Raw genomic sequence first — 15,288 nt, 5'->3', positions numbered from 1 at the left:
TCCAGCGCCCCCTCAGAACACCAGCAGGCCGAGCCAAGCGGCAAACTCGTCGGCGAACTCGCGCAGCATCATCGGCGTTGCCATGACCAGCACCAAGAGCCCCGACATGATCAGCACCGAGCCCGCCACGAAGAACACCGGCAGCGTCGGCATCATCCGCGCGGTCAGGCCCATGGCGAGGTTGAGCAGCAGCCCCATGACAAAGAACGGCGCGGCGATCGACAGCCCCATGTAAAAGCTCTGGCTCACCGCCTTGACCATCTGCTGCGCCAGATCGCCGGTCAGGATCTGCCCCGGCGGGAACACCTCATAGCTCATCACCATGGCGCCGATGATCATATGGTGCATATCGGTGGCGAAGATCACCGCGACAGCCGCCATCATCAGCGCCGAGGAGACGAGGTTCGCGCCCTCGAACGAGCCAAGGCTGGGCGAGAATGCGTTGGCGAGCCCCGAGATCATGCCGATCTGATAACCCGCGAACTGCAGCCCGGTCAGCAGGATGCGCGCCGTGACCCCGATCCAGACGCCCAGCGTCAACTCGATCGCCATGGTCGCAAGGAAGGCGGCGGGGTTCTCGAAATCCACCGGGCCAAGCGGCGTCAGAGGATAAAGCGCCAGCGACAGAACCAGCGCCATGGCCAGCCGGTGGCGGGCCGGAAACAGCGCCTCGCCGAAGCCGGGCACGAACATGACGATGCCGCCGATCCGTGCAAAGACCAGCGCCACACCGAGAAACTCGGCGGTGAGGAACGCCGAGAGGTTCATCTATTTGCCGATGGTGGCGACGGTGCGCAGCGCCGCCTTGCGGTGAATCTCATTGTGCGACAGCACCGTGGTCATCGGGCTGACCCGCTCCAGCATCGAACGCACGAAGCTGCGCACCTCGGGGCTGACCAGCAGCGCGGGCCATTCGTCGCGCTCGGCGAACTGCTGGATCTCGCGGCGGGCCTGCAGCACGAAATCCTGCACCCGCTGCGGCGACATGACGAAGTTGCGCTCATCGCCGCTGACCCGCAGCGCCTCGAGGAATTCCTTCTCCCATGCCGGACCCATGGTGATCACCGAGATAAAGCCCGAGCCATCCATCATCGACTTGCAGATCTGGTTGGCGAGGCGGCGACGCACCTGCTCGATGATCTGCGTGACGCTGTTGGTGCTGCGCTTGGCGTCGGCGATGGCTTCGATGATCAGCGGGAGGTTTCGCGCCGAAACCCTCTCGGCGAGCAGACCCTGCAGCACCTGCTGGATCAGCACCATCGGCGCGTTGCCGGGGATGTCCTTGGCCAGCTTCTGATACTCGCGGTCGAGCCCTTCGATCAGTTCCTGTGTGGCACCATAGGTCATCAGTTCGGGAAGATGCTCTTTCACCACCTCGGTCAGATGGGTGATGATCACGCTTTCCGGATCGACCACCGTCAGCCCCATGCCCTCGGCGGTCTTGGCGGTCTGCGGATCGACCCACAGCGCCTCGAGGCCAAAGGTCGGGTCTTTGCCCTTCTCGCCCTTCAGGCCGCAGTTGCCGGGATTGACCACCATCATGCCCGCCGGACGCACCTCGCCGCGGGCCACTTCGACGCCCTGCACCATGATGCCATAGCTCTGCGAGGGCAGCATCGGCTCGTCCTTGATGCGCACGGTTGGCAGCACAAAGCCGAACTCGCGCGCGAAGAGGCCGCGTAGGCTCTTGATCTTGCCCGCCAGCGCCGCATCGGGGCTGGAGATCAGCGGCACCAGCGCCTGCCCCAGATCGAGCCGCAGACTGTCGAGCTTCAGGGTCTCTTTGATGTTGTCTTCGGCGGGTGCGGCTTCGGCCTTTTGCCGCGCCACCTCTTCGCGGGCGGCGGTCCTTGCGGCCTCTTCCGCGCCACGCTGCACCAGAATGCCAAGACCGATCATCAGCCCCGCCAGCGCGGTGAAGACCAGCGCCGGAAAGCCGGGCAGCAGCCCAATGCCAAAGAGCAGCGCCGAGGCCATGAAGAGCGCCTTCGGGAACTTCGAGAGCTGGCCCAGAACAGCTTCGTTCGCCGCGCCTTCGGTGCCGCCCTTGGTGACAATCAGACCCGCCGCCAGCGACACCACCAGCGCCGGAACCTGCGTCACCAGCCCGTCACCGATGGTCAGCACCGTGTAGAAATTCGCCGCCTCCGAGAGCGACAGCCCGTGCTGCGCGACGCCGATCAGAATGCCGCCGATGACGTTGATGATGGTGATGATGATCCCCGCCACCGCATCGCCGCGCACAAATTTGGAAGCACCGTCCATCGCCCCGAAGAACCCGCTCTCGTCCTCCAGCTCCTTGCGGCGGCTGCGCGCCTGCTCTTCGTCGATCAGCCCGGCACCGAGGTCGGCGTCGATGGCCATCTGCTTGCCCGGCATCGAGTCCAGCGAGAAGCGGGCGGAGACTTCGGCGATCCGGGTCGAGCCCTTGGTGATCACCACGAAGTTGATCACCACGAGGATGGCAAAGACCACGATGCCGATGATGAAGTTGCCGCCGACGATGAAGCGCGAAAAGCCCTCGATCACCCCGCCCGCAGCGCTGGGGCCGGTGTGACCTTCAGAGAGGATCAGCCGGGTCGAGGCGACGTTGAGCGACAGCCGCAGCATGGTGACGACCAGAAGAAGCGTCGGAAAAGAGTTGAATTCCAAAGGCTTGGGAATCCACAGCGCAACCATCAGGATCAGCACCGAGACCGACAGTGACACCGCGAGGCCGAAATCGAGGATCACCGGCGGCAGCGGCACGAAGAGCACCGCCAGCATCAGCGTCACGCCGATGGCGAAGCCCACGTCGCGGTTGGCCATGCCCTTGCCCAGCAGGTTGCTGCTCTTCTTCTGCGTGGCGGTGAAGGGATCGGTCAGGGCCATCAGAACATCTTTCGGAAGGCGGGAAGCACGGGCTGCATCACCTCGCGCCCGAAGAGCGAGCGCGCGCCCTCGGCGGCGGCGCCCGAGCGGGTGGTGATCGAAGACGTCCAGAAATGCCCCTCGGGCAGCGGCTGCGTGGTCGCGACGGCCACCGGCGCGGCGAGGGTGCCGCCCTCTGCCGAGGCGAGCGCGCGGAAGATATCGAGCCGCTCATTGGCGATCTCGACGTTCTGGCGCAACCGCGAGAGGTAGACGTCTTTGTACTCGGGGGTGGCGGAATGATAGCGGCCCGCCGCCTCGATCCAGTCGCCGGTCTGCTCGTAGAGCGAAACCAGCAGCCGCGCCGCATAGTCGACATTCTGCGCCGGATCGAAGCCCTGCTCGTAGGAGGCAAAGGCGTCGGGGTGCCAGCGCAGGTTCACCTGCATGCAGCCAAGGTCGATCGAGGTGACGCCCGCGCCACGGCGCGCACGGACCCAGCTGGCCGCCGTCTCGGGGCTGTCGAAATAGCGCCCGTCGCCATCGGCATTGGCGGTCCACGGCCAGATCGTCAGCTCGCCCTCATGCATCATCCCCGCCTCTTGCAGGCCGATGCCCAAAAGCAGGTTACCGGGAATCTGGTGGCGCAGCTGCGCGCGCAGGATCTCGCGGATGCAGACACCGCCCGGATCGGCGGCGCCGCGCAAAACCGGCGCGGGCGCGGCGGCGCGCTCTGTCGGGCGGTAGAAATCGCTCCAGTCGGCGCGGGCCCCCGGCGCCACAAGCAGCAGCACCAGCCCGGCCCCCAAAAGCACATCCACCAGACGGCGCATCACAGCCCCCCGCTGACGATGAGGTCGAACACCGTGTCCGAGAACTGTTTGACCATGGCGTACATGAAGGGGATCAGCACCAGCAGGCCAAGAAAGATCGACACGATCTTCGGCACGAAGGTCAGCGTCATTTCCTGCACTTGCGTCAGCGCCTGAAAGAAGGCGACCACGAGGCCGATGACCAGCGCGATCGCCATGATCGGGCCGGACGCGTAGAGCACGGTCAGGAACGCCTCCGACAGGATCGTGTGCGTATCGCTTTCTGTCACCGCGCCCCCACTGCCGGATCAGACCGGCATCCGCATGATTTCCTGATAGGCCTCGACCAGCTTGTCGCGCACCGAGACGGCGACCTTCACCGTCGATTTAAGCTCCAGCGTCGCCAGCACCACCTGTTGCGTGTCGGCCCCGCCGCGAAGCCCGGTCTGCGCCGTGGCCTCGGCCTCGCGCATGGTCTGCACGGTCTCGGCGCCGGCCTTTGCGACCATCTCGGAAAAGCTTGGCCCCTCGTTCTGCTCGGGGACGATCGGGGGCGTCTTTTCGGCAACCATGTCGCGCGAGGCCCGGTAGGCCCCGCTGGCAGAGTTCAGCGAAAGGAGCGACGAGGGTTCCGCCATTCTTGGGAGTCCTATTTCAGCAGATCGAGAAGCTGGGTCCGCATGGTGCGCCCGGTTTCAAACATGTTGAGGTTGGCCTGATAGCTGCGCGAGGCTTCGCGCATGTTGGCCAGTTCGAGGATGGTCTTCACGTTCGACACCTTCACAAAGCCATCCTCATTGGCCGAGGGGTGCGCGGGGTCGTAGCGCAGTTCGAAATCGGCATCGTCGCGGGTGACGTCTGAGACGTTCACCATCGACGCGCCACTTTCGCGGTCGACCATCTCTTCGAAGGAGATGACTTTGCGGCGGTAGGGATCGCCGCCCGGCTCATTGGCGGTGGAACTGGCGTTGGCCACGTTTTCCGACACGACCTTCAGCCGCTCGCCCTGTGCACGCATGCCGCTGGCCGCGACGTTGAGAATGGATTTCAGCGGATCCATGACGGCCCCTCTCAGCGAATGCCCGTGACCGCGATGGTCAGCAGGCTGTTGCCCTTGCGGTAAAGCTCGGCCGCAAGCCGGTAGTTGCCCGCCACTTCGGCGGCTTTGATGGTCTGCTGCTCGACCGACACGGTGTTGCCGTCGAGACTGCCTTCCCACGCGGTCTCGTCGCGCTCGATCCGCACGCCATCAGGCGCGGTGGTGGTGTTGCGGATGTGCTGGGAATCGGTGGCGGCGAGCCCGTTGAAGCTGCGCTGCCCTTCCAAGGCCTCGGCGAAGTCATTGACCTCACGCGCTTTGTAATTCGGCGTGTCGGCGTTGGCGATGTTTTCAGAAATCACAGTCTGCCGCGCCCCAAGCCACGTCATGCGGTCCGAAGCGAGCTGGAAAAAGGACATTCCACCAAGTTTCATGAAGAGTTCCCTTTTGGTTGAAACAAGGATAGCATGAATAAAACGAACTGATCAATGGATAGTAGCCATGCACACGGCGTTTTCGGAGCTATCAAGTCTTACACGGACCATTGAAAGGTCAAGCATTTCCGGGCAGGTGACCTCTGCGCTGGGGCTTGTCCTTACCGTGTCGGGGCTCGAACGCGCCGTCGGCATCGGCGCGCATTGCCTCGTGCAGGGCCGCGAAGGGCCGGTTCTGGCCGAGGTCGTGGGCATTGACTCGCAGGGCACGCGGCTTTTGCCCTTCGGCAGCTGGGACGGGGTGCGCACCGGCGATCCGGTGCAGGTCTCGCACAGCGCCGCCGAGATTCGCCCCGATGACGCATGGATCGGCCGGGTGGTGAACGCGCTCGGACAGCCGCTTGACGGCAAGGGCCGCCTGCCCGAGGGTGACGCCCCGCGCAAGATCCGTGCCGCCCCTCCCCCCGCTTTCGAACGCCGCCGCGTTGGCGAGCGGCTCAACACCAAGGTCAAGGTGATGGACGTCTTCACCCCGCTGTGCCGTGGCCAGCGCATGGGGGTCTTTGCCGGATCCGGCGTCGGCAAATCGACGATGATGGCGATGCTGGCGCGCGGCGCGCAGGCGGATGTGATCGTTGTCGGCCTCGTCGGCGAGCGCGGCCGCGAGGTGCAGGACTTCTTGCAGGAGGATCTTGGCGAGGAAGGCATGGCGCGTTCGGTGGTCGTGGTCTCTACCGGTGACGAGCCGCCGCTGATGCGCCGACAGGCCGCCTGGACCGCCACCGCCGTGGCCGAGCATTTCCGCGATCAGGGCAAGCAGGTGCTGCTGCTGCTCGACAGCGTGACCCGTTTCGCCATGGCGCAGCGCGAGATCGGCCTTGCCGGGGGCGAGCCGCCGACCTCCAAGGGCTACCCGCCGACCACTTTCGCGGAACTGCCGCGGATGATGGAGCGCGCGGGCCCGGGCTCGGGCAGCGCCGGAGATATCACTGCGCTTTACACGGTGCTGGTCGATGGCGGCGACATGGAAGACCCGATCGCCGACGCGGTGCGCGGCATCATGGACGGACATATCGTGCTCGACCGCAAGATCGCCGAACAGGGCCGCTTCCCGGCGGTGAACTTGCTGCGCTCGATCTCGCGGATGCTGCCGGACTGCCACAACGAGGACGAATACGCGATCTACCGCACCGCCCGCCGCGCCGCCGCGCGCTATGCCGACATGGAAGAACTGATCCGCATCGGCGCCTATCGGCACGGCAGCGATGAAGAGGTCGACACCGCGATCGCCCTCGCCGAGCCGCTGGACGCGCTGCTCAGCCAGCGCAAACACGAGGCGATGGAAAGCTCCGAAACCTTCGCCCGCCTGCACGGCGCATTGAGCGACGCGGGAATCGTGGTGGGATAGAGCAGAGGCTGGAGGGCCTGCAATGGCGGCCCGAATTGCAAGGCAGGCTCATGTCAGCCCTCCACGCCTGACCACCCTTGGAAGACGCGCAAAACCGACTACGGATTAGGCGTATAAGAATACTCGACCGGTCGAATTCATCTAGAAGGCGAAAACCTTTGTCATACCGGCATGCCGCGAGTACGGATTTTAAAAGCATTGTGCATTTAAAGAACGTTTCTAGATTTGAGGAACACCTGTGCTGGTACGAACCGACACGCCTGTTTCCACCTCGGACGATGACCGCGTCGAACTGCGCCGCGTCCTTGCTGATATTTGGTCCCGCAAGGGGCTGATCCTGGCCTCGACCTTCGGCTTTGCCATTCTGTTCTTCCTGCTGGTGTCTCAGGTGACGTCTCGGTACACGGCGCGTGCCACCGTCATGCTAGATCCCAGATCCGTGCAGGTGCTGTCGTCCGAAGCGGTCGTCTCCGACCTGACGCTCAACAAGGCCGTGCTCGAAACGGAAGCAGCCGTTTTGCGCTCGAACCTGCTTCTCGAAGCGGTGGTTCGGGACTTGGATCCGGATGTACGTGAGCTGCTCGATCCGCGAAACACCAAAACCTCTACCTTGGAGTCGGTGACGGCCTTTGTGCGCCGGCAACTCACTGCGCTGCGCACCGCCATTTTCGGCAGCAGTGCCATGGAGCCGCCCGCCGAAAGCGAAGTCGACGCCGAAGAGCAGTTTGTGCGCCGCCTGAGCATGGCTCTGCGCCGCAGCATAACCGTCTGGCGCGAAGGCAACTCATACCTGATCTACGTTTCCGTCGAAACCCAGAACCCGCGTCTTTCCGCGACACTCGCGAATAAGGTCGTTGAGACCTACATCAACCGTCAGCTCGAGGACCGGAAGAGCGCAGTTCGGGGCGCCACCGAATTTCTACAGGCCCGCGCCGATGAGTTGCGTTCGAACGTGGAACAGGCCGAAAATGACGTCGTCGATTTTCGGAACACGCAGTTGGCGGAATCCGGTCAGTCGCAAGCGACACTTGACCAGCAGCTGCTGGAACTGAGCACACAGCTGTCCGTGGCCCGCGCTGATCTGGCGCAATCTCAGGCACGCTACATGCAAATCCAGTCGGTGATCGACCAAGAAGGCATCACCGCCGCCGCCGATCTTCTTACGTCGCCGTTCGTCGTCACGCTTCGCCAGCAACTCTCGGAGTTGAGCCGTGAGCGGGCGGAGCTTGCGACCCGTTACAATCTCGACCACCCGGAACGCCAGCGCGTCGAGGTTCAAATCGACCTGCTCTCCGACGAACTTCGCCAGGAGGTCAACAAGATCGTCGCCACGATGAGGAACGACGTCGAAGTCGCCCGGAGCCGCACGGCGTCGGTGCAATCAAGTCTCTCCGAAATCGAAACCCGCTCCGCGGAACTGTCCCGCGCAGGGATCATTCTCCGCCAGCTTGAGCGACAGGCAGAGTCTGTGCGCGCCAACTACAAATCCTTGCTGAACCGGCTGAACGAAACGCGCTCGACGGAGGAACTGCAACGTCCCGACGCGCGGCTGGTGGAAACCGCGAAGGTTCCCGGTGCCCCGTCGGCCCCGAGAGTCACATTGATGACGGTCTTCGGCGGCGCGGTCGGCTTTTCGCTGGGCCTGCTGATGGCCGCAATCCTGAACCTCTCCGGCGCAGGCTTTAAACGAGCCGAGCAGATTGAGAAAACCATCAACCTGCCGGTGTTGACCTCGCTCCTCAAGGGGCCCTGGAACACGTCGCGCGGAATGCTGCGCCACCTCAAGAATTCGCCTTACGACGCGATTTCAGAGCGGTTTCGCCAGTTGCGGACATCCGTGCAGATGCGTCTGCCCGCGGCCAAGGGCGGACACTGCGTGCTCGTGACCTCCGCGGTTGCGGGTGAAAGCAAAACCTCGACGATCCTGGGGCTGGCGCATCTCGAAAGCCTTGCAAAGCGCTCCTGCATTGTGCTCGACCTCGACCTTCGCCGCTCGCATCTGGCACAGGACTTCGGATATGCGGCACCCGGCAGCCTTGCGGACGCGTTAACAGGACGATGCGACGTCGGCGACGCGATCCACAGGGTTCAGGACTATGGGTTCGATCTGTTGACGAACCACAGCCCGATGCCGGAACTCATGGACTCGATCACTGACGACGCACTGCGCAAGCTCATCGACGACCTGAAGTCGCGCTACGATCTTGTCCTCGTAGACGCGGCGCCCGTGATGTTCGTGTCGGACACGCTGCGCATCTCGAGGTTCGCGGACGCGGTTCTGCTGCTCGTCAAACAGACCAGAACACGCCGCCGCGCAGTCACTGAAGCAGTGCGCAAGCTCGAAGAGTTCTCGGATGCGACCATGGTGGCGGCGATGACCTTCACCGATCACAGGACTGAAAGCGATACCTATGGCGCCGCTAAAACCTACAACAGCAAGTACCTCATTCGCGGACGGCAATGATTCGCGATGACACCGGCACAGTCACTTGGATGAGGACAAGTAACTGTGCGGCATTCCAAGCAGGCACGACGGCAGAAGGCTCTCAGGTGACTTAACTTTAAGTTCAAACGCGGAGATTTCGATGGCGACCTCAGTGACTCACGACACACGGCCAGACGTCTCGACAAGCCACTCCAACGCTCCGCGCAAGCTTTTCCATATCCAGAATCTTCGCGGCATTGCGGCTACACTGGTTGTGCTCCACCACGTTTTGCACCCCCGCCCCTGGAGCTTTTCCCCGCTCGGCGAGATCAACCTCGGACGCCCCGGTGTTCTGATCTTTTTCGTGATTAGCGGGTTCATAATGGCGTTTGCCTGCGGCAGCGAGCCGATCCGGACCTTCGCGCGACGCAGAGTCATCCGCATCGTTCCGCTCTATTGGCTGATGACCGTCGTGTTTTTCGCGTTCATTGCCCGCAACGATCTTATGTCAGGCACACCCTTCGACAGGGTTCCCGAACTCCTGCAGTCCCTGTTCTTCATACCCCACTTCCACCGGGGCGTGCCCGATGAAATCTGGCCGATCCTCGTGCCCGGTTGGACACTCAACTACGAGGCGTTCTTCTTTGTGATCTTCGCGGTCGGCATAGTCGCTCGCAGCACCTATGTGCTTCCGGTCGTGCTCTTGCTGTCTCTGGTGGTCCTCGGGGCAATCTCCCCCAGCGACAACGCGATCTTCCTGACTTGGACAAATCCATTTTTGCTGTTGTTCGCGGCGGGCCTCACTCTTGCGCGTCTGTTTCAGGAAGGAAGACTTCCGTCCACATGCGTCTGGCTGCTCTTGCCCGGGACGTTCCTCATGCTGGCTGGCGCGGTCGCGCCGGGCGAGCCGATCTGGCAAGCGCCCGCCTTCTTTGCGGCGGCAGTGCTGATCGTCGCAGGGGTTCTAGGGCTCGAGGTCAGCCGCTTTCGCGCCCCGCACGCGCTGCTTCTGCGTATAGGTGACGCGAGCTATTCTATTTACCTATCCCACACGATCATCCTCATTCCGCTGATGGCGCTGTTTCGGCAACTGCCGCTCACCGGATGGCCGCAATTCCTGACCATCACCATCGGTGCGACCGTCATCTGCATATGGGTGGGTATCCTCGTATGGCGACACATTGAGATGCCGCTCATACAGATGTTCAGAAATCATCAGACCGCAGCCACTCCCGCGTGAGGCCCTGAACCACGCGACCCGCGCGCCACGGCGCGGATTATCAGGCGGAATTTTGGCGCGGGGCCCATTTGCGCCAAAATACCCTCTGACACACCCCCATGTTTACGCGCAGTTAAGTGGAAAAACCCATAACGGGACCCAGGCGCGCCATATTCCACTCCCAAAAGCTGTGAAAAAACTGCCCTGAAAAACGAGGCGCGGACCAGACCCGTCACCCAATGTGACACCGGCACCGCGTTCCGCAGGATAAGGGCAACGGAACATGGACTTGAGTGTCGCAACCCATTTTGGGCACGGCGGAACTTATGGCGCGCGCAAAGCAGATGCGCTGCTCGCGATGATCAAAGACAGCGGCGCGACAGGCATTCGCGACAGCATTTCCTGGGCGCGGGTCGAAAGTAGCCCGGGGGTCTATGACTTCTCGAGCTTCAGAGAGAGCTTTCCTAACCTGCTGGAGGACAACGGGCTTGGGGTCACCCTCACTTTGTCCCCTCATGGCAATCCGCTCTACGACGATGGGGAGACAGTGACCTCGGCGGAGGGAATTGCCGCATTTGCCAATTTCGTCAGTGCGCTTCTAGATGAGTTTCCCAGTGTCGAGCGGGTGGTGATCGGCAACGAATTCAACGGTCTCAACGACAGTTTCGTAAGCGGCACCGCTGCCAGCATGTCGGTGCCAAAGCGGGCGGAATATTACACCGACATTCTCGAAGGCGTGTATGAGGCGGTCTCGGACAGCCATGCCGACGTGCAGATCGGCGGTGGCGCGCTCCATTCGGTTGCCACCGGCTATGTCGAGGCGCTGATCGACGCCGGCGCGTTTGCCTATATGGACACGCTCGACCTGCATCCCTACGGGCAAGACCCGGTCGAGGTCGGCACGTCACTGGCACATCTAAATACGCTGCTCGACGCCCTTCCCGATGATCAGCGCCCTGACATCGTGGTCACGGAGTTCGGCGCCTCCGCCGACAGCGACGACCCTTTGTCGAACGCGGCCTACCTTGCAAAAATGGTCGCCGTAATGGCGGCAAACGGCGTGTCGGAAGCGGCTTGGTACGCGCTCCTCGACGAAGACTTGTCGAACACGCCGGATATGGGGCTCTATGACAGCATCGCCGAGGCCAATGCTATGCTCTCCGGCTTTCGGTTCGTGGCTGCGCTCCTCGAAGGGGGCGATGCGGTCCAGAAACTCGAGATCGGCGCGGGCATAGAAGCCTACAGTTTCAGCGACGGCACGATTATTGCGTGGGGCTCGTTTCAAGACGTCAGTATCTCGGGCACTGGCTTGATGTTCCGCGACGCCGGCGGCTCGGTCATCGACGCACCAACGACCCTCGACGATGATCCAATCTACATCCAAGGCACCGATATCGAGGTCTCCACCCCACAGGCCGAGGGCGTGCTTCTCGCGGACAGTTTCTATGACTGGGATTTGTCCGGCGATCCCGAGGGACCGTGGAGCTATCACATGCTCAAAATTCAGAACGGCGTCGAACGCGAGAGCATTCTGAACGTGATGGAAGGCCAGAGCCGGATGGGTGAGCAATGGAACCCCTATCTCGGCGACAGTTGGGCCCGCCCCTTCTTCATGACCGCGGACACTCTGTTACCGGTCGCCTTTGCCACCGACGGCAGCAACGACCGCGCCGCGCTGGAGCGCTATACCTCCGAGGCCGATGGCCCTGTCGACATCGTCGCCAGTTGGAGCGTCTCTTCGGCCTCGGAAGACGGCGTGATCGTCGAGTTGCGCCTGAACGGCGAGACATTGACCACGCTGACCGTCACCGAAACCTCTGCCTTGGTCCTTCGCGCCTTGGATGTCCAAAGCGGCGACCAACTCGACTTCACCGTACATGACGGCGCGACATCCTCTGGCGACGCCACGACCCGGCACATCAGGATACTGACAGCTGACAGTTCCAAAACCACCGAGGCGCTTCTGCAGGAGCACATTGCAAACGACCAGATCGAGAGCGATGTCGATGCGGGCTCCACACAGGTGATCGACCTCAGGCCCGAGGCTCCCGACGCCGGCGGCTCGGAAGGCGACATCACGGAGTCTTCCGATATCGACGACGCCGACTTCTCCGACGTGCCACGCCAGCGGGAGGGCACCGATGGCGACGACCTTCTGGTCGATTTCGACGGCTCAGATGCGCGGCTCACCGGCCTTGCAGGGGATGACACCCTCTTCGGGCTCGACGGCGATGACATTCTTAAGGGAGGGGCAGGAGCAGATGTCTTTGTCTTCACCAAGGACGGCGGTCGGGACACAGTGCGGGACTTCAACGCGGACGAAGGGGACGTGCTCGATCTCACCGCGCTCGATCTCGAGGCCAGTGAGTTCCGGCTCACCGAAAGTGACTGGGGGCTGCACATCGAAATATTGACCGACGACAGCGCAAGCGAGATTGCTCTGGTGAAGCGGACCATGATTGCCGACCTCGACGACGGCAGCCTGATCTTCTGAGCGCAGGAGGCAATTGTTCGCCAAAAGGGCAGCTCCGGGCGTCTTTGGCTTTGTGCAACAGACCCTCGAGATCACCTCAGGGGAGAGTTCGTCCAAAGTGATTCTCGGGGCGCCTCACAGTGGCGACCGTGGAGGGGATTTGTGCGAAACCGTACACTCGGCGCTTTTGCGATTTCGACTATTAATTGCACAGCTGTCCGAAACTTCGCCTAGGATTATGTTGCACTGCAGAAAAATTTGACTTGGCGACGAGCCAAAAATCAGACGGGTAACGAGATATTTTTACCCTTTAACAATTAGTTAATGGCCAATTTCGATGATCTGTGCGCACGCAGAATCGCAGCGCTAGGGGCTGTGAAAATCTGGTCCGCGCGTCATGATGGTAACCACTACTATTTGTATTTTTACCGAAAGACCTGGGGCGACGTTGGAACTTCCGCGGCGTTTCAAATGTCAGAATATTTAGCGCGGGTACACCCTGCCGGACTCTGAGCAACGCGAATTTGACCCACAACTGTGATTTTGGATGCCATCATGTCGAACGCAACGAGCCACAACAATTCTCTAAAGATTGACTCTGCGGCGCTGCGCCATGCAGGCCCGTACCAGGACATCACGAAGCGCATTTTGGATGTCGTGCTGTCGCTTTTGATGCTCCCGATCATCATTCCCGTGATTGCTGTGCTCTACGTCATGGTTCGACTGGATGGTGGTCCCGGCTTCTACGGCCACAGCCGTGTCGGAAGAAATGGTCGAACGTTCCAATGCTGGAAGGTCCGGACCATGGTGCAGGATTCCCAGGAACGGCTTGAGCACCTTCTAGCCACGGACCCGCAAGCCCGTGAGGAGTGGGAAAAGGACCGAAAGCTGCGCAACGATCCGCGTGTCACCCGGTTCGGTGCCTTCATGCGGAGCTCCTCGCTCGATGAATTGCCGCAGATCTGGAACGTCTTGAAAGGCGAGATGAGCTTGATCGGGCCGCGTCCGATCACGAGTTCGGAGTTGCACTACTACGGTGGTCATCAATGGGTCTACCTGTCGATGCGCCCCGGCGTGACCGGGCTGTGGCAGGTTTCTGGCCGCAATGATGTGTCCTACGATGAAAGAGTGCAGCTGGACGCGGATTATTACGAAGCCATGACGCTGCGCTCGGATATGCGCATCCTATGGCGCACCGCGAGCGTGGTTCTCGCGCGTAGCGGATATTGAAAGACCTGTACCCTCATGCCGTTCAGATGGACGAATAGCAATCGAAGCCGGTCCGCAGGATGCGGGCCGGCTTCGCGAGTCCGGAGGCTTGAGGGCGATATGCTTGTATTGGGGACGTCTTCGATGAGTTCTATGGGTCTTCTGTCGCGCTGCGCGAGACGCCTGCCCGGGGCGGCGATGATCGCCCTGCTGGTCACTGCAAACACCGCCTATTCTGACCCGTATCGGCTTGTTCCGGGTGACAGTCTGCGGCTGTGGAGTTCTGCAGCAGGAGAGTATGAGGACCTGCGCGTCGACATTGACGGGCAGGTCAGGGTCTCTGGCGTCGGAGGCATCTCCGTGGGCAATCTCACGCTCGATGAAGCTGAGGAACGGGTCGAGGATGAAACCAGGTTCGCGGCCCTCTATGTCGATCCAAAAGTGTCTCTCAAGATCATTGATTATGCGCCGATCATTGTTGTCGGAGACGTGGCGAACCCAGGCGCGCTTGCCTATCTGCCTGGCATGACCGTCGCCTCGGCGCTGGCGATGTCCGGGGGCAGCCAGGCCGAGGGCATCAGCCGGCTTGAGGTCGAAAGAGCCCGCACCGACATCGAAAGCCAAGCCAAGGTCGTGAATTTCGAGATTGCCACAACGGCAATCCGCATCGCCAGGCTCGAGGCCTCTCTCGCCGGCGAGTCCGCGTTCGATCTGCCAGACCGGCTGACCACATTGATCCCGAACCCGCGTGCCGTCCCGCTGGACAAGCTGATGGAGGCGGAACGCGAAATCCTCAAAACAGATGCACAGCGGGCCAGCGACCTCCTTGGGTTCTGGGCCGATGAGATCGCCACGATTGAAGAGAAACGGCGCCTCTTCGGCGAGCGCATCGCGCTGCAGGAGAGCATTGTCGACAGTGCGCAGACGGAAATGGATACGGCCGAGCAGCTGCAGGAACGCGGTCTTCAGACCGCATCGCGCATGACGGCGGTGGAGCAGCGCTTGTCGACCGCGCAAGCCGGGGCGCTTGAGCTGGAGTTGGCGCGAATTGCCGCAACACAGGCCTTAGCCGATGCGCGCCGGGCACAGGCCCAGTTTCTCGCAGCCCGCCGCGAAGAGGACTTGGCAGCGCTACAGCAGGCCCGTATCGACATCGACACGCAGACCCTGCGCTATGCGCGCGCGCTGGAGCAGCTTTCGCTTCTCAGCGAGGGTCAGGTCGCCGCACTCTTGATGGAAGACCCGTTCACCGTGAAGGTCGAGGTCCATAGCACACGCGAAGACCGGGGCTTGCCGCAAGAGATTGACCCCCTGACAAGAATCCTTCCCGGCGATACGCTTTATGTATCGGTCGAGACGTCGACGGACATTCCCATGCGCAACTGACGCGCAACCGACCCAGGTCGCGACCGGGTCTTC

General features: G+C 62.1%; 13 protein-coding genes. 6 read left to right on the top strand and 7 right to left on the bottom strand.

The window, feature by feature from the left end:
- Positions 1–12: 12 nt before the first annotated feature.
- The 7 genes from ACXAD2_RS05155 to flgB are packed head-to-tail and all read right to left on the bottom strand — an operon-like array spanning position 13 to position 5,135.
- Positions 13–768, bottom strand: coding sequence for a flagellar biosynthetic protein FliR (locus ACXAD2_RS05155; RefSeq protein WP_475167764.1), 756 nt, complete (start codon positions 766–768; stop codon positions 13–15).
- Positions 769–2,871, bottom strand: coding sequence for a flagellar biosynthesis protein FlhA (gene flhA / locus ACXAD2_RS05150; RefSeq protein WP_475167763.1), 2,103 nt, complete (start codon positions 2,869–2,871; stop codon positions 769–771).
- Positions 2,871–3,683 (bottom strand): lytic transglycosylase domain-containing protein, encoded by an 813-nt coding sequence (locus tag ACXAD2_RS05145; RefSeq protein WP_475167761.1) that lies wholly within the window; start codon positions 3,681–3,683, stop codon positions 2,871–2,873. Before ACXAD2_RS05145 ends, flhA begins: the two co-directional genes overlap by 1 nt.
- Positions 3,683–3,952 carry a flagellar biosynthetic protein FliQ gene (locus ACXAD2_RS05140; protein WP_066111343.1) on the bottom strand — a complete coding sequence of 90 codons (270 nt, stop codon included), beginning with the start codon at positions 3,950–3,952 and terminating at the stop codon, positions 3,683–3,685. Before ACXAD2_RS05140 ends, ACXAD2_RS05145 begins: the two co-directional genes overlap by 1 nt.
- Positions 3,953–3,970: 18 nt before the next feature.
- Positions 3,971–4,300 carry a flagellar hook-basal body complex protein FliE gene (gene fliE, locus ACXAD2_RS05135; protein WP_475167757.1) on the bottom strand — a complete coding sequence of 110 codons (330 nt, stop codon included), beginning with the start codon at positions 4,298–4,300 and terminating at the stop codon, positions 3,971–3,973.
- An 11-nt stretch (positions 4,301–4,311) separates the two neighbouring features.
- Positions 4,312–4,722, bottom strand: a complete 411-nt coding sequence (flgC, locus tag ACXAD2_RS05130) for a flagellar basal body rod protein FlgC (protein ID WP_066111339.1) — start codon at positions 4,720–4,722, stop codon at positions 4,312–4,314.
- A gap of 11 nt (positions 4,723–4,733) precedes the next feature.
- Positions 4,734–5,135, bottom strand: a complete 402-nt coding sequence (gene flgB, locus ACXAD2_RS05125) for a flagellar basal body rod protein FlgB (RefSeq protein WP_475167756.1) — start codon at positions 5,133–5,135, stop codon at positions 4,734–4,736.
- Positions 5,136–5,202: 67 nt separating this feature from the next.
- On the opposite strand from flgB, the gene fliI reads away from it, so the two are divergent.
- From fliI to ACXAD2_RS05095, 6 genes are all read left to right on the top strand, one after another.
- Positions 5,203–6,543 carry a flagellar protein export ATPase FliI gene (fliI, locus tag ACXAD2_RS05120; protein ID WP_066111335.1) on the top strand — a complete coding sequence of 447 codons (1,341 nt, stop codon included), beginning with the start codon at positions 5,203–5,205 and terminating at the stop codon, positions 6,541–6,543.
- A 238-nt stretch (positions 6,544–6,781) separates the two neighbouring features.
- The gene (locus ACXAD2_RS05115) at positions 6,782–9,007 is read left to right on the top strand and encodes a GumC family protein (protein ID WP_475167751.1); all 2,226 of its coding nucleotides are present in this window, start codon (positions 6,782–6,784) and stop codon (positions 9,005–9,007) included.
- A gap of 121 nt (positions 9,008–9,128) precedes the next feature.
- A complete protein-coding gene (locus ACXAD2_RS05110; RefSeq protein ID WP_475167745.1) occupies positions 9,129–10,208 on the top strand; it encodes an acyltransferase family protein in 1,080 nt (359 codons plus the stop codon).
- A 262-nt stretch (positions 10,209–10,470) separates the two neighbouring features.
- Positions 10,471–12,681, top strand: coding sequence for a calcium-binding protein (locus ACXAD2_RS05105; RefSeq protein WP_475167742.1), 2,211 nt, complete (start codon positions 10,471–10,473; stop codon positions 12,679–12,681).
- A gap of 534 nt (positions 12,682–13,215) precedes the next feature.
- A complete protein-coding gene (locus tag ACXAD2_RS05100) occupies positions 13,216–13,890 on the top strand; it encodes a sugar transferase (RefSeq protein ID WP_475167740.1) in 675 nt (224 codons plus the stop codon).
- Between the two features lie 177 nt (positions 13,891–14,067).
- Positions 14,068–15,255, top strand: a complete 1,188-nt coding sequence (locus ACXAD2_RS05095; protein ID WP_475167738.1) for a polysaccharide biosynthesis/export family protein — start codon at positions 14,068–14,070, stop codon at positions 15,253–15,255.
- Positions 15,256–15,288: the final 33 nt, after the last annotated feature.

Source organism: Salipiger sp. ABN3_019 (assembly GCF_056158605.1).
This window is presented reverse-complemented; position numbering and strand designations above follow the sequence as displayed.